Here is a 25820-nt window from a genome sequence, read left to right on the forward strand (position 1 = left end):
TGCGAGCTCTGCGAGCACGGAAATTTCGTTGCCGCCGTTCCGGGGCCCAACAGGCCCGCGGGCCCAACGGCTGGTGCTTAGCCCAGGTGCCGTTCCTCCGTGCCGTCGTAGGCGCTGAGGGGACGGATCAGGGAGTTGGCCTCCAGCTGCTCCATGATGTGCGCGGTCCAGCCGGTGATCCGGGCTGCCACGAACAGGGGAGTGAACGTGGGGGTGTCAAAGCCCATCAGGTGGTAGACCGGTCCGGCCGGGTAGTCCAGGTTCGGCAGGATGTTCTTGCGCTCACCCATGGCCGATTCCAGTGCCGTGTACAGCTCGCCCAGGTCGGCACGGTCATAGTGCTTGACCATCTTGTCCATCGAGGCCTTCATGGTGGGCACCCGCGAGTCGCCGTTCTTGTACACGCGGTGGCCGAAGCCCATGATCTTCTTCTTGTCCGCCAGCGCGGCATCCAGCCAGCCCGCGGCATGTTCGGCGACGTCGCCCTCGCCGGCACTGGAGATGATCTCCTCGAACGTGTGCATCACTGCCTCGTTGGCACCGCCGTGCAGCGGTCCCTTCAGCGCGCCGATGGCACCGGTCACGGCCGAATGCAGGTCCGACAGGGTGGACGTGATGACCCGGCCGGTGAACGTGGAAGCGTTGAACGAGTGCTCCGCATACAGGATCATCGACACGTTGAACGCCTCCACCACCTCGGGGGCGGCTTCCTCACCGAATGTCATCCAGAGGAAGTTCGCCGAGTAGTCCAGGTCATCCCGGGGCTCCACGACGTCCTCGCCGCGCCGGCGGCGCTGGTCGTAGGCGACGACGGCGGGCATGGCGGCGAACAGGCTGACCGACTTTTCCATGTTGGCCTGCAGCGAGGAATCATCGGCCTGTTCGTGCTGGGCGCCAAGGACAGACGCCGCGGTGCGGCAGACATCCATCGGATGGCAGGTCAGCGGAAGGGCGTCGATGACGGCCTTCAGCTCAGGGGAGAGCGCGCGCTGGGACCGCTCGCCGTCGGTGAATTCGGCCAGCTCATCCGTGGTGGGCAGTTCGCCGTTCCACAGCAGGTACGCGACCTCTTCGAAACTGCAGTGAGCTGCCAGTTCCTGGACGGGGTAGCCGCGGTACAGCAGCGAGTTGGTCTCAGGGTTGACCTTGGAGATCTTGGTGGTGTCGACGAGGACACCGGCCAGTCCCTTGTGGATCTGCTCATCGGTCATAACGGAAGACTCCTTTGTCACGGTGGTTTTCAGTTGGTTCCGGCTCAGGGTTTTAGTGCTGGCCCGGGACCTGGAAGTTGAACACGGAGGTATCGAAGCGGTTATAGGCTTCATAATCCACCAGATCGTACAAACGTGCACGCGTCAGCATGTTCGGCACATCTTCCTGCTGGGTGCCCTTGGCCTTGATGGTGTCCAGGGTGCGCTCCGCGGCGCCCATGGCACTGCGCAGCAGGGTGACGGGGTAGATCACCATGTTCACGCCGACCGAAGCCAGTTCCTCGTACGTGAACAGGTCGCTCTTGCCGAACTCGGTCATGTTGGCCAGGATCGGGACGTCGACGGCGGCGCGCATCGCGGCGAATTCCTCCAGCGACTTCATCGCCTCGGGGAAGATGGCGTCGGCTCCGGCGTCGACCAGTGCCCGGGCACGGTCCTGGGCGGCTTCGAGTCCGTCCACGGCGCGGATGTCGGTGCGGGCCATGATGAGGAAGTTCGGGTCACGGCGGGCGTCGGCAGCGGCGCGGATCCGCTTGGTGGCGGTGTCCAGGTCGACGACGTTCTTGCCGTCCAGATGGCCGCAGCGCTTGGGGTTGAACTGGTCCTCAATGTGGCAGCCGGCCAGGCCGGCGTTTTCCAGTTCCTGGATGGAGCGGGCCACGTTCATCGGCTCGCCGAAGCCGGTGTCGGCATCCACGATCGCGGGCAGGTCCGTCATCCGGGCGATCTGCCCGGCCCGGGTGGCCACCTCGGTCAGCGTGGTCAGGCCGATGTCGGGCAGGCCCAGGTCGTTGGCCAGGACAGCGCCGGAGATGTAAACGCCGTCGAACCCCTTTTCCTCGATCAGGCGGGCCGAGAGCGGGTTGAAGGCGCCCGGGAACTGCTGCAGGGTGCCGGAGGCCAGGCCTTCACGGAAGGCGATCCGCTTGGCTTCGGGGGATACGGAGGAATACAGCATGTTAGAAGAGTCCCTTCGGGGCGTTGGCCGGGTCGATGACGCCGTCGGCCGCGGTGATGTTCAGGGCATCCAGCTCACCGGCGGCCAGTTCGGGCAGGCGCTGGACGGTGCTGAGGAAGCGCTCGATCTCTTCCTCGGAGACCAGGCCGGCGGCCAGGGTGCGGAACTTGTTGATGTATTCGGCGCGGGCAAACGGCTTGGCGCCGAGGGGATGCGCGTCGGCAACGGCGATTTCGTCGGTGATGACGGTGCCGTCGGTCAGCACGATCGTCACCTTGCCGCCGAAGGCCTTTTCGCTGATGTCCAGCGAGTGGTAACGGCGGGTCCATTCCGGATCCTCCACGGTGGTGACCTTGTGCCACAGTTCAACTGTGTCGGGGCGGCCGGCGCGCTCGGGGGCGTAGGAGTCCACGTGGTGCCAGGCGCCGTCCTGCAGGGCGACGGTGAAGATGTACGGAATGGAGTGGTCCAGGGTTTCGCGCGAGGCCGTGGGATCGTACTTCTGCGGATCGTTGGCGCCGGAGCCGATCACATAGTGGGTGTGGTGCGAGGTGGCGATCAGCACGGAAGCCACGTTGGCGGTGTCGGCGGCCTCGGGGTGTTCGCGGTGGATCTTCCGGGCCAGGTCGATCCAGGCCTGGGCCTGGTACTCGGCGGAGTGTTCCTTGGTGTAGGTGTCCAGGATGGCGCGCTTGGCTTCGCCGGCCTCGGGCAGCGGCACTTCGTAGGCGGCGTCGGGGCCGTCCAGCATCCAGGCGATAACGCCGTCTTCACCCTCATAGATCGGGGTGGGGGAGGTCTGCCCGCGCATCGCACGGTCCACGGCTTCGACGGCCATCTTGCCGGCGAAGGCCGGAGCGTGTGCCTTCCAGGTGGAGATTTCACCCTTCCGGGACTGCCGGGTGGCGGTGGTGGTGTGCAGGGCCTGGCCGACGGCCTGGAAGATGGTGTCGACGTCGAGGCCCAGCAGGGTGCCGATGCCGGCTGCGGCGGACGGGCCGAGGTGTGCCACATGGTCGATCTTGTGCTTGTGCAGGCAGATGGCCTTGACCAGGTCCACCTGGATCTCGTAGCCGGTGGCGATGCCGCGGATCAGGTCGGCGCCGGAGGCACCGGTGTGCTGCGCGACGGCGAGCAGCGGCGGGATGTTGTCGCCGGGGTGGGAGTACTCCGCAGCCAGGAAGGTGTCGTGGTAGTCCAGTTCCCGCACGGCCACGCCGTTGGCCCAGGCGGCCCACTCCGGGGAGGTCTTCTGCCCCACGCCGAAGACGGCCGAGCCGTTGCCGTTGGCGGAGGGGGAGAAGGACAAGGCCTGGGTGCGCGCGGCAACGATGGGCGCGCGGTTCAGGGAGGCAATGGCGACCGAGGCGTTGTCGATGATGCGGTTGATGACCATGTCGGTGACCTCGTCGGTCACGGCAACGGGATCGGCGGCGACCTCGGCAATCTTGTAGGCCAGCTGGTCTTCGCGGGCCAGGTTCTCGTCGCTGCGGTGGACCCGCACCTTGTGGAGATTCATGTTGTGTCCTTTCGGGGGACTGTTCCGGATATCGGGGAAGGGTGTCGTTGGGAAGCTAGGTGTTCCGGGAAGGGCGTCAGCCCGGCGGAGAAGTGGCGGCGAGGAAGTGCTCCAGGCTCTTGTGCAGATGGACCGAGGTGGCTGCGGCGGCCAGTGCGGGATCACGGGCGGCAATGGCCGCGGCAATCGTGGCGTGTTCTCCGGCGGTGGCGAGCAGCCGCTCGGGGTTGTCCTTGGCCAGCCGGCGGACGCGGGCCAGATGCAGCCGGACGTTGGCCAGGGCCTGGGCGAGGTAGGCGTTGGCCGCAGCGGTGTCGATCGCCTCGTCCAGGCGGGCCACCAGCGCGTAGTAGCCCGAGCGAGAGGGATCGCTTCCGTCCTGCACGATCAGCTCGGCTGCGTTTTCGAATTCCCGCCGCAGCTCCTGGAAAACGCCCGGTTCGCCGCGGCTGGCGGCGAGGGAAGCAGCCTTGCATTCCAGGGCCTGGCGGAGTTCGAACAGCTCGGCCACAGTATCCGGGGAGATTTGCGTGACGACGACGCCGCGTCCACTGTGCGGTGCAGTGAGCCCGTCCGCGGTGAGCCGGCTCAGGGCCTCGCGCAGCGGAGTCCGGGAGATGCCCAGCCGCTGGGACTGTTCCACCTCGCCCAGCACGGTTCCCGGCGGGAGCTGTCCGGTGACAATGTCTTCGCGGAGCGCCCGGTAGGCGCGGTCGCTGGCCCTCATGGACGCTCCTTCCACTGGCGGACTGCTGCTGCGGGGGCATTGGTCCATAGATGTGATGTGTTCCACCAGTGTATACACAGGAGCACATTCTGAATGTCAAATCCCAGAAGATTCCTGAAGGAAAGTTTCGTCTTGTATACATACTGGGCTTGTGGAGTGTTGATCAACTGGCCTAGGGTGACGGGTATCACATCGGATCGAGGAGGATTCATGAGCTCTGGCCTGGATGCAGCAAACGAAGCACCGGATACCTCCGGCCCCCGCCCCGAAAGCGCTGCGGCAGGCGCGGCAATGGCTGCCGGCGGGGATTACGCGCAGGCCTATGCCCGCAGCCTGGACGATCCCGAAGGGTTCTGGCTGGAAGCCGCCTCGCTGGTGGACTGGGACAGCGCACCGCTGCAGGCCCTGGATGATTCCGCCGCACCGCTGTACCGCTGGTTCCCGGACGGCCGGATGAACACCTCCTATAACGCCCTGGACCGGCACGTGGCCGCAGGCAGGGGAGAGGCAGACGCCCTGATCTACGATTCCGCGATGCTCGGTTTCGCCCGGACCTATTCCTACGCAGAGCTGCTCGCCGAGGTGGAGACCTTTGCCGGCGTGCTCCGCGGGCTGGGGGTGGAGCGCGGAGACCGGGTCATCATCTACCTGCCGATGATCCCGCAGGCCGTGATCGCGATGCTCGCCGCCGCCCGGCTCGGTGCCGTGCACTCAGTGGTGTTCGGCGGCTTCGCCCCGAAGGAGCTGGCGGCCCGGATCGACGACGCCCGGCCCGCCGTCGTCGTGACGGCCAGCGGCGGACTGGAGCCGCGGCGCGCTGTCGAGTACCTGCCGCACGTGGCCGATGCGCTCGCCGCCGCCACCCACCGGGTGAACCACGTGGTGGTCGCCGCCCGGGATGGGTTTGCGCACACGTTCGAGGATTACGACGGCGCGGACGGCACCGCGTGGCATGACTGGGATGCGCTCGCCGCCGTCGCGGCACCGGCCGGCCCGGTGTCGGTGGCAGCAACCGATCCGCTGTACATCCTCTACACCTCCGGCACCACCGGCGCGCCCAAAGGAGTGGTGCGGGACAACGGCGGCCACGCCGTGGCACTGGCATGGTCGATGCGCAACATTTACGACGTCGGCCCGGGCCAGGTGATGTGGACCGCCTCCGACGTGGGCTGGGTGGTGGGGCACTCCTACATTGTGTATGCGCCGCTGATAGCCGGTGCCACGACCGTGCTGTACGAGGGCAAGCCGGTGGGCACGCCCGACGCCGGGGCGTTCTGGCGCGTGGCCGGGCAGCACGGGGTCGATGCTCTGTTTACAGCGCCCACGGCACTGCGGGCGATCCGCAAGGCCGATCCGGAGGCCGCCCTGATGGCGGGTTCGGACCTGTCCAAGCTGCGCACCCTCTTTGTTGCCGGGGAGCGGCTGGACCCGGAAACCTTCGCCTGGGCCGGCAAGGCACTGGGTGTGCCGGTGGTGGATCACTGGTGGCAGACCGAAACCGGCTGGGCGATCTGTGCCAACCCGCAGGGCCTTCAACCGCTGCCGATCAAGGCCGGATCCGCCACCGTGCCGGTGCCGGGCTTCTCCCTGGCGGTCGTGGACGGCGAGGGTGTGGAGGTTCCCGCCGGCGAGGAGGGGAACATTGTGCTGAGGCTGCCGCTGCCGCCGGGCACGCTGGCCACGCTGTGGGGCAGTGACGACCGGTTCCGGTCCTCCTACCTGGAGATCTTCGAGGGCTGCTACACCACCGGCGACTCGGGCTATGTGGACCGGGACGGCTACGTGTTCATCATGGGCCGCACCGATGACGTCATCAATGTGTCAGGCCACCGGCTCTCCACCGGCGCCATGGAACAGGTCGTGGCCGCCCATCCGGCGGTGGCGGAGTGCGCCGTGATCGGCGTGGCTGATTCGCTCAAGGGCCAGCGGCCGTGCGGCTACGTGGTGCTGAAGAGCGGGTCGTTCCTGGGTGTGGAGGAGCTCCGCGCGGATCTGGTGAAGCTGGTGCGCGAGGCCATCGGGCCGGTGGCGGACTTCAAGGACGTGCAGGTGGTTCAGGCGCTGCCCAAGACCCGCTCCGGCAAGATCCTGCGCAAGACGATGCGCCAGATCGCCGACGGCGATGCCTACACCGTGCCCTCGACCATTGAGGATCCCGCGGTCATCGAGGCCCTGGCGCCGCTGCTGCGGCCGGGCGGATAGCGGGCTAGCGGGTCCCGCCGGCCCTCACCCGGTCGATGATCGCGCCGATGCGGGCGTGCTTCTCCGCAGGCCCGGCGACTTGGGCGCAGGTGGGGCCTCCTTCGGTGGCCCCCCAGGGCACCAGGACATCGAAATCGAGACTGCAGACGAGCGCGAGGCTGTCGAGGTAGTCGCTGCGCAGCCCCGGGTCCAGGACAACCGCCTTCCACTGGCCGTCTTCGATCCAGATGAAATCCCCGGTGAAGAGATAGCGGTGTGTGCCGTTATCCCAGAGGTAGGAAGTCGTTCCGGCCGTATGCCCGGGGGTGGGGATGACTTCGAGGTCGTCGTCGATCATCTGCCGGTTGGTGAAAACGCCCGCAACGTCCAGTGACGCCGAGACCTCGGATTGGTCCTCTCGGTGAATCCAGACGGGCACGTCCAGTCCCGGCTGGCCGTACATCGCTTCGTGGAAGTGATTAACCAGAAGGCGGATGGGTTTGCCGAGGGCGAGGATCGACGCGGCGGACTCGCTCACGCCGGGGGAGTTGTACACGATCACGTTGCCCTGCGGGCGCTCGAGAACGTAAGAGCGCAGCAGCACGTTCTGCTGGTAGGGGAGCCGGGATGCCGGGGTGGTGAGGAGTCCGTCCATCGGTGAGACCAGGGAAGAGCCTTCACTGGAGGTCACTTTTTCCTCCCGCCGCTGCCGAGAGATGGGCGCCGCACTACCTGCCCAACTACTGTCTGCCCAACTGTGAAGGCAACGCCGGCATTTCGGAAGAGCTGATGCTTGACTGATCCTTGGCGGGGCCCTCCCGCAGCTATTCGGTGGGAATCCAGTAGCGGCGCTTGCCGTTCCGGACGTCCTCGAGGACGCCGCCGTTCTTTTCGATGGTTGCCCGGGAGCCGGGGTTGTCTTCATCGCAGGTGAGCAGGAGCGGGGATATTTTCAGCGCCCGGGCGATGGGCACCGCCTCCTTCAACGCCCGGGCGGCGTGCCCGCGGCGGCGGGCCGAGGGGCGAACGCTGTAGCCGATATGGCCTCCCTCGTTGAAGAGGAAGTCGTTCAGTTCGTGCCGGATGGCGAGTGACCCGACAACGGCCTGCCCATCGGTAATCCAGAGATAGGTGCAGGGAACGTAGCCGGGCTTCTGTACGGTTTCGGGAAGGGCAGCGGCGAGGAGCTCGGCGACAAATGCCCGGAAGGCGGCGGGATCCTTGAGGTCCGCCAGGGACCAGTCCTCGCCGCCCGCACCATCACGGTGGGCGCCGTCGAATTCAGCGGCGCATTCCAGCCAGGACGAGTGGTGGATCGCGTCCGGCAGCACAAGAGTTCTCATTCCGAGAGCCTAACCGTGGCAGCAGCAAATCCCGGGACCCACCTGTCACCACAACCCCAGGCAGTCTGTCAGGCCTGCGGCAGCGGAACCGGATGGCTGAAGCGGAAGAGGTTCTGCGGATCGTAGGTGGCCTTGGCGGTCTGAAGCCGCCCGTACACCTCCGGCTCCCAGGCGGGGAACGCCTCCCCGCCGTCGCGGGCAGGACCCCGGAAATTCACTAAAGATCCGGCCACATAAGGTTCGACGGCGGTACCGAACCGTTCCAGGGCTGCTGCCGTTGCATCGGCGACCGGGGGAACATTCAGGCCGGCAGACCAGATGTGGAACGCCGCGCCGCGTCCGGAAATCGAATCCTCTACCGGCGGGTCGGTGGCCAGTGCCCCGCCCATGAGCCGTATTTCCGTCAGTGCCAACGGTGTTTTCGAGCCCGGACCAATCTGGTTCAAGAGTTCATCTGCCAGTTCCTCCGGCAGCGACGTCAGCAGGGTAGCGCGCTCCATGCTGGGAACCGGCTCATCCGGATCCATATGGATGCTGCCCACGTCCAGGTAGTTCATCGGCCCGACGGTATCCATGATGGGTTGTGCCGCGCGGCGCATGGGCTCGATCAGCGTGTCTCCCTGTTCCTGGCTGCCGAAGAGCGCAAACCGCAGATGCACAGGTGAGGTGCCGCGCCGGTCCTCGGGCAGGAAGGGCACATCCGGAAAGTGCAGGAAGGCCAGGGAGGCCGAGGCATCCGATGGCAACTGTGCCGTCCAGTCGCGGAAGGCCTCCAGCACCTCCGGTCCGGCGGCCTCCGGATACATGATCGCGCCGCCGTAAAACTCCTGATAGGGGGTTAGATCCAGCGTCATTGACGTAATGACCCCGAAATTGCCCTTGCCGCCGCGCAATGCCGTGAAGAGCGCCGAGTCCTCGCCGTCGGCTTCCACATGGCGCAGCCTGCCGTCGGGAGTAACAACATCGATGGAGCGCACATGGTCGGTGGCAAAGCCCAGCGCACGTCCCATCAGCGGCAAGCCTCCACCGGTGGCATAGCCCACCGTGCCCACCCGGCCGGAGGAGCCGTGTGGGGCAGTCAGTCCGTGAGGTACCGCCTGGTCCAGCACCTGGCCCCAACGAACCCCGGCACCGACGGTGACGCTTTGGGCGTCGGGGTCAACGGTCAGGTCCTGCAAGCGGGACGTGTTGATCATCAGCCCCTCGTCCATCTCGGTCGCAGCGCCGTGTCCGGTGGCCTGGATCCCCACGGGGACGCCGTGCTGTGCTGCCCACTGGACCGCGTGCTCGACGTCTTCGGCGTTTACCGCTCCGAGGGCGGCGTCGGGGCGCTGGGTCAGTGCGGGGTTGAATCCTGCCGTGGCGGCGGCGTATTCGGGGTCTCCCGGGCTGCTCAACGTGCCGCGAACAACACTGCGGAGGGCTTCAAGGTCTGAATCCTGAATCATGGGACACACTCCGGTAGGCGGGCAGGCCGGAGGGGAAGCACCACAGCCTGCGGCTGGCTGATGTTAATGCAAGGCAAAACCTGTTAACGCAACACCAAAACGGTAGGCATCGACAGCCGCTTTCGGTAGCCTGTCCCGAAATTCCGTGCGCGTCAGGTGCCCAGCAGGCGGCGTTCGTGGGCGAATGCCACCAGTTGAAGCCGGGTGCCCAGTTCCAGCTTGTCCAACACACTGCGCAGGTGGGTTTTGATGGTGGCCTCGGAAACGAACAGGGCCTGCGCCATGTCGCCGTTGCTGAGCCCCTTCGCCGCCAGGAGAAAGACATCCCGTTCCCTGACCGACAAGACGTCGAGGACGGCCAGGTCGGGACCGGGCGCAGGGTTGCTGCGCGCGGCATGTTCGAAGAGAGAGTGGATGGATCCCGGGGCAATCACCGAGTAGCCGGAGTGCACGGTGCGGATGGCAGCCAGGAGGAATTCCGGTTCCGCACTCTTGAGCAGGTATCCACTCGCTCCGGCCTGCACGGCCTGGACCACTGCCTGATCCCGGTTGAACGTGGTCAGGGCGATGATCCTGGGCTTGTCCGTTCCTTCGGCAGTTGCCTGCTGCACGATCCGCCGCGTTGCCCCGACTCCGTCCAGGACCGGCATCCGCAGATCCATCAGCATGACGTCCGGACGCCGTTGCGCCGCCAGCAGTACGGCCTTCTCCCCGTCAGCGGCCTCTCCGACCAGCTCCAGGTCGGCCTGGCTCTCGATGAGCATGCGGATGCCGGCCCGGAACAGCGGCTGGTCGTCCACCAGGGCCACGGTAATGCGGGTCCCGGCCTCAGCCACGGTCATCTGCTTCCTGCCCGGAGGCTTCCGATGCTGGCGCGGCCGGCAGCGAAACCCCTGCTGTTGCCAGGGCCGGCCGGGCGGCGGGAGCCGCAGCCTCATCGACGGTTCCGCCGGCAGCAGAGCCTGCGGGTTCCTCAGTGGCATCCCGCGAACCAAAGGGAATAAACGCGGTGACCCGGAAGTGCTCACCGTCCGGCCCGGCGGTTAGCCAGCCGCCGGCCAGATGGGCGCGTTCACGCATTCCGGCCAGCCCGCGCCCTACCCGGGGTGTGGACCTGTCAGCAGGATCCGCCTGTCCGGCAGGTGCGGCAGGGGCGGTTGTCGACGCCACATGCAGGGTCAGGCCGGGCCCGCTCCAGTCGAAGTGGAGCCGCACGTCAGTGCCGCGTCCGCCGTGCTTGAGCGCGTTTGTCAGGCATTCCTGAACAATCCGGAAGACCGCCATTTCCTGTCCGCCGGAGAGCTCCACCGGCGTGCCGGACTCACTGGACGCAATTTTCAGGCTGCCGCGCTGCATGCCGTCAATCAGTGCGGGAATGTCGCTCAGCCGTGGCTGGGGTGCCACCATGCCGTCGTCCCGGACGCCTTCGATGACCCGCTGGGCATCCACCAGGGCGCTGCGGGCGGACCGTGCGATGGTATCCAGTGCGTTCAGGATGGCCTTGGGCTGATCCTTGCTCAGGTAGCGGGTGCCGTCGGCCTGGGCGGCAATGACAGCCAAGGAATGGGCGAGGACGTCGTGCAGGTCGCGGGCAATCCGGATGCGTTCCTGCTCCACGACCAGGTCGATCTCGGTTTCCTTCAAACTGTTCTGGGCCTGCTCGCGGGCCCGGAACAGACTGCCCCGCTCCTGGTACAGGGCAAGGAGGAGCCCGACGGCGGAACAGGCTGCGGCGATCAGCAGGAGCAGCGCAAAGAGCTGCCACCCGTTGTTCTGCAGCATCCAGCGGTCACCCGCCGTTGCCGGCATAAACCAGCCGACGCCGTCGCCGTAGCGCCACGAGAGCATGAGGAATGCCATGACGGCCGCGGCGGCCGTATTGGTTCCCGCCGCGATGAACCGGATCCGGCGCGGGGCGGTCCAGAGAATGAAGCCCAGGGCGATGAACGAGCCGACATAGATGGCCCAATGATTCGGAGCCATCGGCGGAATGAGCGCAAAAAGCTGCCCGGCAAGGAGGGAGGCAGTGAACCCCAGGGATACCAGGGGTTTCCAGGTGGCAGTGGCAATAGCCAGGGTCATCAGGACCAGCGGCCAGAACCCTTCCCACATCAGCAGCGACCCGCCCATCCTGCCGGCCTCGCCAACACACCAGAGTGAGAAGAAAACAACGGCTGCCACAGGGGCACCCCAAAGCCGTGCATATTTCAGAATTTGTTCCATGCCTGTCACCATATCCACGGCCGAGACTCCATTTGCCCCAACCGCCTGAAATCTCAACCTCAAAGCCAGATCTTTCATTCTGTGAGCCAGTATTCGGGCCGGGACCGGGACCCGATGCATCAAAAGGACGGCGTATTTAACTTCGACCATTAAGCATCCGGACGGCAGGCAAGTTCATATCCGCCGGCCTCGAAAGTCATGGCGTATTCCGTCAGCGGGTGCGTCTTCAGGGCAATATCGATGACATTTCCCCATTCAGCGGGAGTGCCCCCGGCAATACGATCGATGAGAACACAGTCGGGGTCGGGGTTCGTGTTGCCGATCCAGTACACCTGGTGGCTGTCGACGAGATAGCTCATCAGCCCGATGTCCGATACAACGCTGGCTCCAGCAGGTACAGAGGCAAGCGCCGCCGCTGCTGCATCGGCCCGGGGCTCCCACTCCCCGGCCTTCGGGTCAATGACGCCCGGCAGCGGCAGGCCGGGTTGGAGCAGCAAGGCGGCGGTACCGGCGATGGCGGCGCCATGGGAGGCATAGGAATTAACCCATGACCAGCGGCTGGGATTCCCCTGCCTCACGGCGTCGAGGAGAGCGACGAATGCGATCGGCATGAGGATGGCACTGTAGTGCCAAGTGGGCCCCCAATAACCATCGTTGGTGGACAGGAACCGCCATGCCAGCGTGGGAACCATTACCAGGGCAACGGGGGAGCGCAGGATCAGCCCGCCGGTGAGAACGAGGAGCAGCAGCAGCGTCTCGCCCTTTGACCGGTTGAAGAGCGAGGCGGGGTCGGTGAGGACCGCAAGCGGGTTTGCCTTGTCGGCGTAGGCCCAGGCTCCGGCCGGGTTGAGCATGGGCAGGACGACCAGGGTCGCAACAAGAAACCAGCCGAAACCCCACATTGCCAGCCACAGTCCGGCCGGGGTGCGCGCCCGCCAGACGATGAGGATGCCAACCGCTGCCACAGTCAGCCCGAGGTCCTCCTTCACGAACACCAGCGGTGCCGCCCAGATGGCTGCCGCCTTCCAACGGCCCTCAAGAACAGCGATGAGGCTGCCGGTAAGGAGGGGAACGGCCAAGGCAATCTCGTGGAACTGGGCCTCCGCGGCGTGCTGCAATCCCCAGCTCAGTCCGAACGCGAGACCCAGAACGACGCCGGCTGCCGCGCCGAGCTGCCGTTGCGCTGCCCGGGTGAACATGCCTGCGGCGGCAGCGAAGCACAGAGCCTGGACGACGAGGAGGGTGAAGGCATGGGGAAAGGCGGCGTAGACCGGAGCCAGGAGTGCGAGCAGCGGGTGGAAATGGTCACCAAGGAGGTTGTAGCCCTCACCCTTCACCGTCACAATCGGCGCCTGTAGCTGCGAATACCGGTCCAGGAGCTGGGCGAAAATGCTCAGGTCCCACGACTTCACGGCAAACTGCGACCATTGCCAGGCCGCGAATGCGATATATGCCGTGCCGACGGCTATTGCCACTGCCACCGGCGCCCAGCGGGAATAGCCGTGGCGGACAGCGCCCCGGCGGCGGGAACCCTGAATAGCCGGCGCCGTCCCGGTTGGCGTGTTCATCACGGAAATGAGACTAACGCCCAATTTCCGCTTTGTCGGATAATTGCCTTCTGGATAATCCGAAACAGATTGTCAAAGCGAGGACATTACCGCCGCCAGCTGTACTCCAGTTCCGGCCGGCCGCGGGTGCCGTAGCGCGGAGTACGCAGCACTGCACGCTGGGCACCCAGATGCTCCAGGTACCGGCGGACGGTGATCCGGGACATCGTCAGCGCCGCTGAGACTTCGCTGGCGGACAGCGGCGCGTCAGCAGCCTTCAACAATTCCGAGACGGCCTTCAGGGTGTCCGGGGAAAGACCCTTGGGGAGCACGGCAGGGACGTTGGGCCGCAGTGCGGCGAGGGCACGGTCCACTTCGGATTGGGTGGCGGAGACGCCCTGTCCGGCCAGGTTCAGGTGGTATTCCCGGTAGGAGGCGAGCTTGGCGCTGAATGCCGAATAGGTGAAGGGCTTGATCAGATACTGCGCGATACCGGCGGACATGGCACTGCGCACGACGGCGAGGTCCCGCACGGCGGTAATGGCGATGACATCCGCCGGAACCCCGGCACCGCGGATCCGGCGCAGCACGTCGAGCCCGTGCAGGTCAGGGAGGTTCATGTCCAGGAGGACCAGGTCGGTGGGGGAGGCGCTCAGGGATGTGATCGCGTCGGTGCCGGAATGCACGACGCCGCCGAGGGCAAACCCGGGGCTGCGGCGCACGTACTCGGCGTGCGCCTCCGCCACAATGGCGTCGTCCTCGACCACCAGGACAGTGATGTTCCGCTCGGCGTTCACGGCGAGACCCCGCGGCTGCCGGAAGCAGGGCTGCCGGAAGCAGACAAATTGTCAGCCGCGGGAAGCGGGAGCAGCACCGTAAAGCGCGCCCCGCAGCCAGGTGAACCGCCCGGATCAAGCTGCAGGGTTCCGCCCAGGCGCAAGACCGCCTGGCGTACCAGCGGCAACCCGATGCCCCGGCCCGTGGCACCGGTCCCTGAGGGCAAAAGCACCTTGGGATCCTTGGTGCTGAAGCCCTGGTCAAAGACCTGGCTGGCGTCCAGCTCCGTTATACCTGGCCCGTTGTCCTGCACAGTGATCTCGAAACAGTCCCGGCCGCTGCTGTCGACCAGAGCGAACCGCGTTTTCACCGCGGCATCCGGAAGGCCTTGCACGGCGTCGAAGGCGTTATCGACCAGGTTCCCGACAATCGTGACCAGCTCGCCCGGATTCAGCTCCAGCGGGACGGTCGAACCCGCCTGCGCCAGGTCCATGGCCAGGGCGATGCCGCGCTCGCGGGCCTGCGCCGATTTGCCGGCCAGCAGCGCGGCCAGGGCGGGCTCACCGATGGCGGATACGACGTCGTCCGCCAGCTGCTGTGACTGCTCCAGGTCGCGGGTGGCGAACTCCAGGGCGTCGCTGTGCCGGTTCAGCTCGATCAGCGATACGACGGTGTGCAGCCGGTTGGCGTGTTCGTGGGCCTGCGCCTGGAGGGCATCGGTCAGGGTGCGCATGGACTGCAGTTCTCCGGTCAGGGCTTCAATATCAGTGTGGTCGCGCAGGGTGGTCACGGTGCCCAGGCGCTTGGCCGGCGGCATGGTCCGCCTTACGGTGCGGGCCAGCGGACGACGCCGGACGCCCGCGCCTGGCTCCGGTGGAGCCAGAGCGGGGGACTGGTTCACCACCAGGATGCGGTCGTGAGCGAAGTGGAACTCGTCCTCCGCGCTCCGCCCTTCGTGCAACAGGTCAGCCAGGGGCCCCGGCAGTCCCAGCGTCCGGGGATCCCGGGGCCGGCCGCCCCCGCCGGGAGGCAGGCCCAGAAGTGCTGCGGCCTGGTCGTTGTACAGGACAAGTTCGCCGTCGTTGTTCAGCAGCAGCAGGCCTTCGCGCAAGGAATGCAGGGCGGAGTCGTAAAACGTGAACATGCTCTGCAGTTCGTCGGGACGGCGGTCATGGGTGGTGCGCCGCAGATAGCGGCTGAGCAGATAGGAGGCGAGGGCGCCGCAGGCCAGTGCGCCCAGCGAGATGAGGAAGACCGCCGGCAGCTGTGCGTTGCGGGCTACGGCGACGCGGTCCACGGTGATGCCCGCCGCCACCAGGGCAACAACTTCTCCGTCCGGATCCAGCACCGGGACGATGGCCCGCACCGAGGGCCCCAGGGTGCCGGCATAGGTTTCAGAAAAGGAGTGTCCGTCCAGTGCCTGGTCCACGGAGCCGATATAGGCCTTGCCGATCTGGTCATCGCTGCGGTGGGTAAACCGGGTGCGGTCCGGCGCCATGATGGTCAGGAAGTCGATGTGGGCGGCGTCCATGACGGCCCGCGCGAAGGGCTGCAGGGTGCTGCTCGGGTCCGGGGCAGTTGCTGCCTGGAGCACAAAGGGATCCGCGGCAACGGTTCCGGCCACGGCAAGCATCCTCTCGGCGGTTTCCTCGTAGCTGTCCTGCTCGGCCTGGTGGTAGAGCGCCAGCGAAAGCCCGAGGGACAGGCACACGAGAAAAGCCAGCTGCCCGATGAGCAGCCGGCTTGCCAAGCTCCATTTCCGCACTTAATTTCCTTTTGCTCAATGCAATTGAGAACAGTATGACCACAATCGTGACAGCCGTCACAGGAGGGGCTGACGATGAATACGAATGACTTCAGTTTCCGGCGATTCCCGTACGGCTCCGCGCATGGCGGAGAACCGCAGTCTCGGTGCCGCCAAGGGACAGATCAGCAACCAAGCCTAGGAGCAGCACACACATGGCATCTGCCACTATTCCCAAAGGCGCCGGCTCACCGAAGAGCCCGCGCAAGAAGGACAGAACCCACTTTTTGTACATTGCAGTAATTCTTGCCGTGGTGCTCGGCGCCACCCTGGGCCTGGTCCAGCCTGAATTCGCCAAAGAGCTGAAGCCTGTCGGCACCGCATTCATCGGCCTGATCAAAATGATGATCGCGCCGGTCATCTTCTGCACAATTGTCCTCGGCATCGGCTCGATCGCCAAAGCAGCAACCGTGGGCAAGGTCGGCGGACTGGCCCTGGGCTACTTCATCCTCATGTCCACCTTCGCCCTGGCCATCGGCCTGGTTGTCGGCAACCTCATCGATCCGGGTGAGGGCCTGAACATCGCGGGCAGCGCCGACAAGGCTCCGACGGTTGCCGAAGACGCCGAAGGCATGGCCGGGTTCCTCCTGAGCATCATCCCCACGACCCTGCTGGCCTCGCTGACCGGCGAGAGCATCCTGCAGACCCTCTTCGTGGCACTGCTGGTCGGTTTCGCACTGCAGAAGATGGGCTCCACCGGGGCCCCGATCCTGACCCTGATCGGCCAGCTCCAAAAGCTGGTCTTCCGCATCCTGGGCATGGTCATGTGGCTGGCCCCCATTGGCGCCTTCGGCGCGATTGCCGCCGTCGTCGGTGAAACCGGCGTCGAAGCCATCAAGAGCATGGCAGTACTGATGATCGCCTTCTACGTCACCTGTGCACTGTTCATCGCCATCATCCTCGGCGGCGTGCTGAAGCTGTGCACCGGCGTGAACATCTTCAAGCTCATGCGCTACCTGGGCCGTGAATACCTGCTCATCTTCTCCACCTCCTCCTCCGAGGTGGCCCTGCCGCGCCTGATCGCCAAGATGGAGCACCTGGGTATTTCCAAGCCGGTGGTCGGCGTGACCGTACCCACCGGGTACTCGTTCAACCTGGACGGCACCGCCATCTACCTCACGATGGCCTCCCTGTTCGTGGCCTCGGCCATGAACATGCCGCTGGAACTGGGTGAGCAGATCTCACTCCTGGTCTTCATGATCATCGCTTCCAAGGGCGCTGCCGGTGTCACCGGCGCCGGCCTGGCCACTCTGGCCGGCGGCCTGCAGTCCCACCGCCCGGACCTGGTCGAGGGTGTTGGCCTGATCGTCGGCATCGACCGCTTCATGTCCGAAGCACGTGCGCTGACCAACTTCACCGGAAACGCCGTCGCCACCGTCCTGATCGGTACCTGGACCAAGGAAATCGACAAGGAGCAGGTCAATGCGGTCCTGAATCGCGAACGCCCGTTCGACGAATCCACCATGGACGACGGCCATGCGGAGCCCGCAGCTCCCGCCGCCGAGCCCGAACTGGAAACCACGGCAACCCGCTAAGGCTTCAGTGCAGTAAGACCGGCTCCGGAGCAGTTGCTCAGGACCGTTCGCCCCCAGGGCGCCGGTGCAGATAATGCGCCGGCGCCCTGGGGCGTTTAATATCCGCGGCGCAAAACGTCTTTACATCAATGGTGTTTAGCGTCGGGGCGATTAAAAGGGCGCGGTGCAGCAGCGCCGGATGCTTCCTCCAAACGAAGCTTCTACCTCTAGTTGAGAGTCAAGGCTCGCGGCCGTTCAGCGACGCCGATTCGTTGTATGGGTGTTGCACGGCTGTAATCTTGACAAGGACAGCCCGCAGGACAGCTAGAAACGGAAGCGTGGATTAATACGTGAGCAGCGAACAGGGTTCAACAACTCTGCAGGACGCAACACAGGACGCAGCCGACTCCGTCATGGGGCCGACCGGGCGCCCGCTGACGGAATTCCCCGAACCTCCGGTGCTCAGCTCCCACGGCCCCGCCCGGATCATCGCCATGGTGAACCAGAAGGGCGGCGTGGGTAAAACCACGTCCACCATCAACCTCGGCGCCGCACTGGCTGAAGCGGGCCGCAAGGTCCTCCTTGTGGACTTCGACCCGCAGGGCGCGCTCTCCGCAGGTCTGGGCACCAACCCGCACGAGCTGGACCTCACGGTCTACAACGTGCTGATGGACCGCAAGGTGGACATCCGCGAGGCCATCCACCAGACGGGCATCGAGAACATCGACCTGCTGCCGGCCAACATCGACCTCTCCGCCGCCGAAGTGCAGCTGGTCAACGAGGTCGCCCGCGAACAGGTCCTGGAACGCGCATTGCGCAAGGTCTCCGATGAGTACGACGTCATCCTCATCGACTGCCAGCCGTCCCTGGGGCTGCTGACGGTGAACGCCCTTACCGCAGCGCACGGCGTGATCATCCCGCTGATCTGCGAGTTCTTTGCCCTGCGCGCCGTAGCGCTTCTGGTGGAGACCATCGAGAAGGTCCAGGACCGACTGAATCCCGGACTGCAGATCGACGGCGTCCTGGCCACCATGTACGACGCGCGGACCCTCCACAGCCGGGAGGTCATCTCCCGGTTGGTCGAGGCCTTCGGAGACAAGGTCTTCGAAACCGTCATCAAGCGGACCATCAAGTTCGCCGATGCCACCGTGGCCGCTGAGCCGATCACCACCTATGCGGGCAACCACCCCGGCGCCGACTCCTACCGCCGTCTCGCCAAGGAACTGATCGCCCGCGGCGGCGCCCCCTAAGCACCCGTGCATCCCGGCCCACAAGACAGAGGCCCACAGGAGACCGGCCCGCAGGAGACCGGCCCCGGACCCGCTCCGTCCGTCCGCGGCAGCTTCCGGGTCCGGCTGGAGAAATTCACCGGACCGTTCGATGTCCTGCTGGGCCTGATTTCCAAGCACGAACTGGACATCACCGAGATAGCCCTGGCCGCCGTCACCGACGACTTCATCGCGCACATCCGCGCCCTGGGCGAGGAAAGCCAGGACTGGGCCCTCGACGAGGCCAGCGAATTCCTGGTGATTGCCGCCACTCTGCTGGACCTGAAGGCAGCCCGGCTGCTGCCCGCCGGAGACGTGGAGGACGCCGAGGATGTTGCCCTCCTGGAAGCCCGCGACCTGCTGTTCGCCCGGCTGCTGCAGTACCGGGCGTTCAAGGAAATCGCTGTCATCCTGGATGACCGGCTGCACGCCGAAGCGGAACGGTTTCCACGGCAGGTCACCCTGGAACCACACCTGGCAGCCATGCTGCCGGATCTGATCTGGCGCACCGGCCCCGCAGACTTCGCCGCCCTGGCCGCGAAGGCCCTGACGCCCCGGGAGCCTGCGCCCACCACGGTGGGCCTGACCCATCTGCATGCACCCGCGGTCAGCGTCCGTGAGCAGGCCGGCATCATTGCCCACCGGCTCATGGCCGCCGGAAAGCTCACCTTTACCGCCCTGGTCGACGACGCCGGCGCCCCGGTTGCGGTGGCCCGGTTCCTGGCGCTGCTGGAACTGTTCCGTGACGGCGCCGTGTCCTTCGACCAGCCCGACCCGCTGGGGCAGCTGCTGATCAGCTGGACGGCGGCCCCGGGAGCCTGGCCGCTCCGCACCGCCGGGACTGAGCGCGGGACTGAGAGCGGGGCTGGGCGAGGACACGGCGACGGAACCGACCGAGAGTACGAACCAGCCGAGAGCACTGACCCACTGGAGAGCCATGCAGCAGAACCCGTCCGATGAACCCGCCGTGGATGTGGATGTCCGGGCCGCCGTCGAAGCGGTCCTGATGGTCATCGACGAACCGGTCACCGCAGCCGAGCTGGCGGGCGTCCTGGAAGTTCCGGCGGAGGAGGTCCTTGACATCCTGTCGGAACTGCAGCGGGAGTATGACGGTTATACTGGGGGAGGACCCGGTGGCACAGTACGTGGTTTTACTTCAATGCGAGGTTTTGAACTACGGGATGTGGCCGGCGGCTGGCGGATCTACTCCCGCGCCGAGTTTGCACCCGTGGTCTCGAAGTTTGTCCTGGGCGGCCAGAGTGCACGTTTGACTCAGGCCGCACTGGAAACCCTGGCAGTGATTGCCTACCGGCAGCCTGTATCCAGGGCGCGGGTATCTGCTATCCGGGGCGTCAATGTTGACTCCGTCGTACGGACCCTGGTCCAGCGCGGACTCATCGGCGAAGCCGGGGTGGAAGCCGAGAGCGGCTCAATGATGTACCGGACCACACCGTACTTCCTGGAGCGGCTCGGACTGGGCAACCTCGACGAACTTCCGCGGCTCGCACCGCACCTGCCCGGGCTGGAAAACCTGGCTGAATTTGAAGACACTACTTACTAACCGCTACACCCGAAGGATTTTTCATGACACAGGCACCCCGCTCCGGATCCGGATCAGGCCGCAACAACCCGCGCAGCGGGGGAGCAGCCGGCGGCAGGTCCTTCGGCAAGGGCTCCAAGCCCGCCGGTAACCGTACCGGCGCCCCGCGCGCCGGCGGCCGCTCCGGCGGACCCCGCGATTCCGAAATGACTGCCGGTGAATTCCGCGCCAACGGCTACAAGGCCCGCGACGAATCCGCCGAAAACCGTCCCGCGAAGTTCCGCTCCGCGGCATCGCGCGCTTTTGACGGCAAGGGCTCTGGCGCGTCCAAGGGCTCCTCGGATTCCAAGCCGGGAGCCGGCCAGTTCAAGCCCGAAGGGTACAAGGCCGGCGCGCCCAAGCAGTACGGCACCAAGGGCGGCGGATCCTCCCGCACCGGCGGACCCCAGGCAGGCCAGCGCAAGAGCGGCGACCGTGCGTTCCGCAACGAGCGCTTCGGCCAGAACCTGGGCGCCGTCAAGCACACCAACACGCGCCGTCCGGCCAAGCCCGCCGTCTCCGAGCACCACGACCCCGAGGGCATCCGCCTGCAGAAGGTCATGGCCCAGGCCGGCGTCGCATCTCGCCGCGTCTGCGAAGACATGATCCGCGAAGGCCGCGTTGAGGTCGACGGCGAGGTCGTCACCGAGGTCGGCGTCCGCGTCGACCCGCAGAACGTCACCGTCCACGTGGACGGCATGCGCCTGCAGTTGGACGAGAACCTGAAGTACTACGTCTTCAACAAGCCCAACGGCGTGGTCTGCACCATGGATGACCCCGAGGGCCGTCCGTGCATCAGTGACTACCTGAAGAGCACCAACAAGCACGAGCGCCTCTTCCATGTGGGCCGCCTCGACACCAACACCGAGGGCCTGCTGCTCCTGACGAACGACGGCGAGCTGGCCAACCGCCTCACGCACCCGTCCTACGAGGTGCCCAAGACGTACCTGGTCCAGGTCCGCGGACCCATGGCCCACGGTGTCGGCGCGCAGATGCGCGAAGGCATGGAGCTTGAGGACGGCTTCGCCAGCGTTGACTCCTTCAAGCTGGTCGACTCCACCCCGGGCCACCTGCTCGTCGAGGTTGTCCTGCACTCCGGGCGTAACCGCATCGTGCGCCGCCTGTTCGACGCCGTCGGCCACCCGGTCGAGCGCCTGGTCCGCACCCAGGTGGGGCCGATCCGCGTGAACGACCAGCGCCAGGGCAGCATCCGTGTGCTCGGCCGCACGGAAGTGGGCCACCTGCTGGCCTCCGTAGGCCTCTAAGGCGTGGGCGCGGCACAGGGTTCCGCCACGCATCTTTCCGGTCCGGTCCTCGTGATCGGCACCGGCCTGCTCGGCACCAGCATCGGTCTGGGGCTGCGCCGGCACGGAGTGGATGTGGTGTTGTCCGACATCTCGCCCTCGACGGCGGCAGTGGCCCGGGACATCGGTGCCGGCCGGCTGCTCGAGAGCGTCGAGGAGGGGTTCGCCCCGGAACTCGTTGTCGTTGCCGCGCCTCCGGACGTCACCGCCGCGCTCACCGCGCAGGCGCTGAAGGACTGGCCCGACGCCGTCGTCGTCGACATTGCCAGCGTCAAGGGCGCGGTCCTCGAGGACCTGCGCTCCACCGGCGCTGACCTGAGCCGCTACGTGGGCACCCATCCGATGGCCGGCCGGGAGAAATCCGGGCCGGTCGCCGCACTGGGCGAGCTGTTCACCTCCATGCCGTGGGTGATTTGCGCGGCAGCGGAAAGTTCTCCGCACGCGGTCAAATGCGCGGAGTCCCTGGCCATCGACCTGGGCGCCGTGGTTTCACGCATGAGCGCCGAGGAGCATGACCAGTCCGTGGCGCTGGTTTCGCACCTGCCGCAGATCATGTCCTCGCTGGTGGCCAGCCGCCTGCAGGACACCCCGGGGCAGGCCATGGCGCTGGCCGGCAACGGGCTGCGCGACGTGACCCGGATCGCCGCCAGCGATCCCCGGCTCTGGGTGCAGATCCTCTCCGGCAATGCCCCCCGCCTGGTGGAAATCCTCTACGGGGTACGCGAGGACCTGAACCGGCTCATCCATACGCTGGAGGACCCGCTGGCCGACGGCGCCCGGCTGGACATGGCGCAGCTGATCTCCGAAGGCAACACCGGGCAGGCCCGCATCCCGGGCAAGCACGGCGCGCCGCCGCAGTCCTTCGCCAGCTTCACCGTCCTGGTGGATGACACCCCGGGACAGATTGCGCGCCTGCTCACCGACATCGGTGAGATCGGCGTGAACCTGGAAGATCTCCGACTGGAGCACTCCTCCGGCCAGCAGGTGGGACGCGCGGAGATCTCCGTGCTGCCCAGCCGCCTGCAGAATTTGGTACACGAATTGAGCACCCGCGGGTGGAAGGTAGTGCAGTGAGCGAAGAACGCAATCCGGCCCTGTTCCGGCTGGGCAAGCCCCTGGTGGTGGCCATCGACGGCCCCTCCGGTTCGGGCAAGTCCAGCATCAGCCGGGAAGCCGCCCGCCGCCTCCACGCGGCGTACCTAGACACCGGCGCCATGTACCGCGCCGTGACGCTGTACTGCATGGAGGCCGGGATTGACCTCGAGGACTCCGTGGCAGTGGAAGCCGCCACCCGCAACGCCGACATTGAACTCAGCACCTCTCCGGATGCCGAGTGGGTCCGGGTCAGCGGCCGCGACGTCACCGACGCCATCCGTGAACCGTCCGTGTCCTCATCGGTCAGTGCCGTAGCCACCACGCTGGGCGCCCGCGCCGAGCTGGTCCGCCGCCAGCAGCAGATGATCGCCGACTCCGGGCTGCGCATCGTGGCCGAGGGCCGGGACATCACCACCGTCGTCGCGCCCCATGCCGAGGTGCGGATCCTGCTGACCGCCTCCGAGGAGGCACGGCTGCGCCGCCGCGGCGTCCAGCTCGGCGGCACGCAAAGCGCCGCGCAGCTCAAGGAACAGGTCATCACCCGCGACGCCAAGGATTCCACCGTGGTGAATTTCCAGCAGGCGGCCGACGGCGTGGTCACCATCGATTCCTCCGACCTGGACTTCGAAGAGACCGTCCAGGCGGTATTGAAAGTGGTTTACGCCACCACGCACTAGGACACCAACAGCATCAGCACGCCAACGTGCACCGACGGGCCAAATGTCCCGGCGGTGCCGCACGTGTTTCAATGGACAGGTGGAAACTGCGGTGTCATCGCCCGCGGAACCCCCTTACACACACTTACCGGGCTGAACTGTCCGGCGACGGCCTGCTTGCAGTGCTGCAGACCTCAACGGAAAGAAAGCAAAAATGACGAACTCCTCATATTCCGGCACCGCCGGCGACGAGACGGGCCACGAAGAATACATCCCGGCCGGAGAGGACCAGGTTAACGAACGCCTGGCCAACATGGACGACGCCGAAGCCGAGCTGCGCGCCTCAACGCTGCGCTCCGGCCTGGACGACTACGAACTCGACGAAGAAGACGCAGCCCTGCTGGCCGGCGGCTTCGACGAGTACGACGACGACGCCCCGCTCCGCCAGGACCCGGTAGTTGCCATCGTGGGACGGCCGAACGTCGGCAAGTCGACGCTGGTCAACCGTATCCTCGGCCGCCGCGAAGCCGTCGTCGAGGACACCCCCGGCGTCACCCGTGACCGCGTTTCCTACCCGGCCACCTGGAACGGCGTGAACTTCACGCTCGTGGACACCGGTGGCTGGGAGCACGACGCCCGCGGCATCCATGCCCGCGTTGCCGGCCAGGCCGAGGTTGCCGTCGACGTCGCCGACGCCGTTCTGCTCGTGGTGGACGCCACGGTAGGCATCACCGCCACCGACGAAGCCGTGGTCCGCATGCTCCGCGGCAAGGGCAAGCCCGTCATCGTCGTCGCCAACAAGGTTGATGACATCCAGAACGAAGCCGATGCCTCGCAGCTCTGGGGCCTCGGCTTCGGCGAGCCGTACCCGGTCTCGGCCCTGCACGGCCGCGGTACCGGCGACATGCTCGATGCCATGATGGACGTGCTGCCCGAGTACTCGGCCTACGGCGGACTGGACAAGTCCGGCGGCCCGCGCCGCATCGCGCTGATCGGACGCCCGAACGTGGGTAAGTCCTCGCTCCTGAACAAGCTGGCCGGAACCGAGCGCGTTGTCGTTGACGACACCGCCGGCACCACCCGCGACCCGGTTGATGAGCTCATTGAGCTCGGCGGCCGCACCTGGCGCTTCGTGGATACCGCCGGTATCCGCCGCCGCCAGCACATGGCCCAGGGTGCCGACTTCTACGCCTCGCTGCGTACCCAGTCCGCCCTGGAAAAGGCCGAGGTTGCTGTTGTGCTCCTGGCAGTGGATGAAGTCCTGTCCGAACAGGATGTCCGCATCCTGCAGCTTGCCATCGAGTCCGGCCGCGCCCTGGTGCTGGCCTTCAACAAGTGGGACCTGCTCGACGACGAACGCCGCCGCTACCTGCAGATCGAGATTGAGCGCGACCTGGCCCACGTTGAGTGGGCCCCGCACGTGAACATCTCCGCCATGACCGGCTGGCACAAGGACAAGCTTGTTCCCGCCCTGGACACCGCTCTGGAGAGCTGGGACAAGCGCATCCCCACCGGCAAGCTCAACGCCTTCCTGGGCGAGCTCGTGGCAGCGCACCCGCACCCGGTCCGCGGCGGCAAGCAGCCCCGCATCCTCTTCGGCACGCAGGCTTCCTCCCGCCCGCCGAAGTTCGTGCTCTTCACCACCGGCTTCCTGGATCCGGGCTACCGCCGCTTCATCACCCGCCGGCTGCGCGAAACGTTCGGCTTCGAGGGCACGCCCATCGAGGTCAACATGCGCGTCCGCGAAAAGCGCGGCAAGAACCGCTAGTATTGGTGCCCCGGACGCCCCTGCGGCGTCCGGGGCTTTCCCGATTCGGGAAATCCGCCAATCATGAGGTAGAGTATTCGAGTTGCTTCGGCCGGATTCAAACCGGCCAAACAGCGGGTTGTGGCGCAGCTTGGTAGCGCACCTGACTGGGGGTCAGGGGGTCGCAGGTTCAAATCCTGTCAACCCGACAAATAGCCCGGCGGAACGAAAGTTCTGTCGGGCTTTTGTCGTTTAAAGTGCCGTAAAGCAACCTAGTCCTCGCCGCCGAAGAAGCCGCCGTCGAGGATCCGGTTGTAGCGCAGCCGCAGCGCGCGTTCAGTGCTCGCTGCGAGTGTTGCCAGCAGAAGCCAGATATTCGCCCCGGCCGAGAGGTGGATGGGGCTGGTGAACGCGCCGATCCTCTCCGCCAGGGGCGGGAACTGCGTGACCTGCTCGATGATCTGCGGCACGCCCATCAAGAGGGCGGCCACGAGGACAACCGCCGAAGCGAGGCCCACGGCCCGGCTCAGCGCGGGGTTGCTCCGGTCCAGGCGGGCGCGCCGGCCCTCAGCCGAGGCGGGATCGGGTACCAGCTGCCGCTCCGTCCCGTCATAGCCCACATAGTGGCAGCGTTTGAGTCCGTAACCGCTGACCTCGACCTCGATGATGCCACCGGGCACCGGAAACGCTGCCGGGAGCGAGGATCGGGCCCGGTTGACGCCGTCGCGGTAAAGCTGCGCGTACACCTCGCCATCCTCATCGCCTCCGTGCCTGACGTCGACGGACCAGGTCTCCGGTACGCCGTCCTCGCCGGTGAGGCGCAGATGGAAGAGTGAACGCGTGAACAGCTGCCACCAGCGAAAGCCCGGCAGCGAATGGCCGTCGCCGGGCTTCACCGTCTTGTTGTGTGCCATTTTGT

22 protein-coding genes and 1 tRNA gene are annotated in these 25820 nt (G+C 66.2%); 10 read left to right on the forward strand and 13 right to left on the reverse strand.

The window, feature by feature from the left end; all coding sequences use genetic code 11:
- Positions 1-77 precede the first annotated feature (77 nt).
- The 4 genes from KKR91_RS06225 to KKR91_RS06240 all read right to left on the reverse strand — a co-directional run bounded on the left by KKR91_RS06225 (position 78) and on the right by KKR91_RS06240 (position 4415).
- On the reverse strand, positions 78-1211 hold the full coding sequence (locus KKR91_RS06225; RefSeq protein WP_210230840.1) for a bifunctional 2-methylcitrate synthase/citrate synthase: 1134 nt from the start codon (positions 1209-1211) through the stop codon (positions 78-80).
- A gap of 52 nt (positions 1212-1263) precedes the next feature.
- Positions 1264-2169: a methylisocitrate lyase gene (gene prpB, locus KKR91_RS06230; protein ID WP_210230841.1), complete on the reverse strand. Its 906-nt coding sequence runs from the start codon at positions 2167-2169 to the stop codon at positions 1264-1266.
- Position 2170: 1 nt separating this feature from the next.
- Complete coding sequence (locus tag KKR91_RS06235) at positions 2171-3688, reverse strand: MmgE/PrpD family protein (RefSeq protein ID WP_210230842.1); 1518 nt, start codon at positions 3686-3688, stop codon at positions 2171-2173.
- Positions 3689-3764: 76 nt separating this feature from the next.
- Positions 3765-4415 carry a GntR family transcriptional regulator gene (locus KKR91_RS06240; RefSeq protein ID WP_210230843.1) on the reverse strand — a complete coding sequence of 217 codons (651 nt, stop codon included), beginning with the start codon at positions 4413-4415 and terminating at the stop codon, positions 3765-3767.
- 291 nt (positions 4416-4706) lie between these two features.
- Here KKR91_RS06240 and KKR91_RS06245 point away from each other — a divergent pair, with 291 nt between their 5' ends.
- Positions 4707-6617 (forward strand): AMP-binding protein, encoded by a 1911-nt coding sequence (locus KKR91_RS06245; RefSeq protein WP_210231095.1) that lies wholly within the window; start codon positions 4707-4709, stop codon positions 6615-6617.
- 4 nt (positions 6618-6621) lie between these two features.
- Here the strand turns inward: KKR91_RS06245 and KKR91_RS06250 are convergent, their stop codons facing one another.
- The 8 genes from KKR91_RS06250 to KKR91_RS06285 all read right to left on the reverse strand — a co-directional run bounded on the left by KKR91_RS06250 (position 6622) and on the right by KKR91_RS06285 (position 15699).
- The gene (locus KKR91_RS06250; protein WP_210230844.1) at positions 6622-7287 is read right to left on the reverse strand and encodes an MBL fold metallo-hydrolase; all 666 of its coding nucleotides are present in this window, start codon (positions 7285-7287) and stop codon (positions 6622-6624) included.
- A gap of 133 nt (positions 7288-7420) precedes the next feature.
- A complete protein-coding gene (locus tag KKR91_RS06255) occupies positions 7421-7939 on the reverse strand; it encodes a GNAT family N-acetyltransferase (protein ID WP_210230845.1) in 519 nt (172 codons plus the stop codon).
- A gap of 68 nt (positions 7940-8007) precedes the next feature.
- A complete protein-coding gene (locus KKR91_RS06260; RefSeq protein WP_210230846.1) occupies positions 8008-9387 on the reverse strand; it encodes an FAD-binding oxidoreductase in 1380 nt (459 codons plus the stop codon).
- A gap of 152 nt (positions 9388-9539) precedes the next feature.
- Positions 9540-10229 (reverse strand): response regulator, encoded by a 690-nt coding sequence (locus KKR91_RS06265; RefSeq protein ID WP_210230847.1) that lies wholly within the window; start codon positions 10227-10229, stop codon positions 9540-9542.
- Positions 10216-11568 carry a sensor histidine kinase gene (locus KKR91_RS06270; RefSeq protein WP_237687513.1) on the reverse strand — a complete coding sequence of 451 codons (1353 nt, stop codon included), beginning with the start codon at positions 11566-11568 and terminating at the stop codon, positions 10216-10218. Before KKR91_RS06270 ends, KKR91_RS06265 begins: the two co-directional genes overlap by 14 nt.
- 191 nt (positions 11569-11759) lie before the next feature.
- Positions 11760-13178 carry a DUF2079 domain-containing protein gene (locus tag KKR91_RS06275; protein WP_237687595.1) on the reverse strand — a complete coding sequence of 473 codons (1419 nt, stop codon included), beginning with the start codon at positions 13176-13178 and terminating at the stop codon, positions 11760-11762.
- Positions 13179-13264: 86 nt separating this feature from the next.
- Entirely contained in the window at positions 13265-13954 is a 690-nt protein-coding gene (locus KKR91_RS06280; RefSeq protein WP_210230850.1) for a response regulator, read from the reverse strand.
- Positions 13951-15699 carry a sensor histidine kinase gene (locus KKR91_RS06285; RefSeq protein WP_210230851.1) on the reverse strand — a complete coding sequence of 583 codons (1749 nt, stop codon included), beginning with the start codon at positions 15697-15699 and terminating at the stop codon, positions 13951-13953. Before KKR91_RS06285 ends, KKR91_RS06280 begins: the two co-directional genes overlap by 4 nt.
- Positions 15700-15893: 194 nt before the next feature.
- Here KKR91_RS06285 and KKR91_RS06290 point away from each other — a divergent pair, with 194 nt between their 5' ends.
- The 9 genes from KKR91_RS06290 to KKR91_RS06330 all read left to right on the forward strand — a co-directional run bounded on the left by KKR91_RS06290 (position 15894) and on the right by KKR91_RS06330 (position 25110).
- Positions 15894-17273 carry a cation:dicarboxylate symporter family transporter gene (locus KKR91_RS06290; RefSeq protein WP_210230852.1) on the forward strand — a complete coding sequence of 460 codons (1380 nt, stop codon included), beginning with the start codon at positions 15894-15896 and terminating at the stop codon, positions 17271-17273.
- 329 nt (positions 17274-17602) lie between these two features.
- A complete protein-coding gene (locus KKR91_RS06295) occupies positions 17603-18502 on the forward strand; it encodes a ParA family protein (RefSeq protein ID WP_210230853.1) in 900 nt (299 codons plus the stop codon).
- 6 nt (positions 18503-18508) lie between these two features.
- A complete protein-coding gene (locus tag KKR91_RS06300; RefSeq protein ID WP_210230854.1) occupies positions 18509-19480 on the forward strand; it encodes a segregation and condensation protein A in 972 nt (323 codons plus the stop codon).
- A complete protein-coding gene (gene scpB / locus KKR91_RS06305; RefSeq protein WP_210230855.1) occupies positions 19458-20081 on the forward strand; it encodes an SMC-Scp complex subunit ScpB in 624 nt (207 codons plus the stop codon). Before KKR91_RS06300 ends, scpB begins: the two co-directional genes overlap by 23 nt.
- Positions 20082-20104: 23 nt before the next feature.
- Positions 20105-21364 (forward strand): pseudouridine synthase, encoded by a 1260-nt coding sequence (locus KKR91_RS06310; RefSeq protein ID WP_210230856.1) that lies wholly within the window; start codon positions 20105-20107, stop codon positions 21362-21364.
- 3 nt (positions 21365-21367) lie between these two features.
- Positions 21368-22477 (forward strand): prephenate dehydrogenase, encoded by a 1110-nt coding sequence (locus tag KKR91_RS06315; RefSeq protein WP_210230857.1) that lies wholly within the window; start codon positions 21368-21370, stop codon positions 22475-22477.
- Positions 22474-23175: a (d)CMP kinase gene (gene cmk, locus KKR91_RS06320; protein WP_210230858.1), complete on the forward strand. Its 702-nt coding sequence runs from the start codon at positions 22474-22476 to the stop codon at positions 23173-23175. Before KKR91_RS06315 ends, cmk begins: the two co-directional genes overlap by 4 nt.
- 193 nt (positions 23176-23368) lie before the next feature.
- The gene (der, locus tag KKR91_RS06325; RefSeq protein ID WP_210230859.1) at positions 23369-24922 is read left to right on the forward strand and encodes a ribosome biogenesis GTPase Der; all 1554 of its coding nucleotides are present in this window, start codon (positions 23369-23371) and stop codon (positions 24920-24922) included.
- A gap of 114 nt (positions 24923-25036) precedes the next feature.
- Positions 25037-25110 (forward strand) — tRNA-Pro (locus tag KKR91_RS06330).
- 63 nt (positions 25111-25173) lie between these two features.
- On the opposite strand, the gene KKR91_RS06335 is transcribed toward KKR91_RS06330, so the two are convergent.
- Positions 25174-25815, reverse strand: a complete 642-nt coding sequence (locus tag KKR91_RS06335; RefSeq protein WP_237687514.1) for a hypothetical protein — start codon at positions 25813-25815, stop codon at positions 25174-25176.
- Positions 25816-25820 lie beyond the last annotated feature (5 nt).

Source organism: Arthrobacter jiangjiafuii (genome assembly GCF_018622995.1).
Classification (GTDB): Bacteria; Actinomycetota; Actinomycetes; order Actinomycetales; family Micrococcaceae; genus Arthrobacter_B; species Arthrobacter_B jiangjiafuii.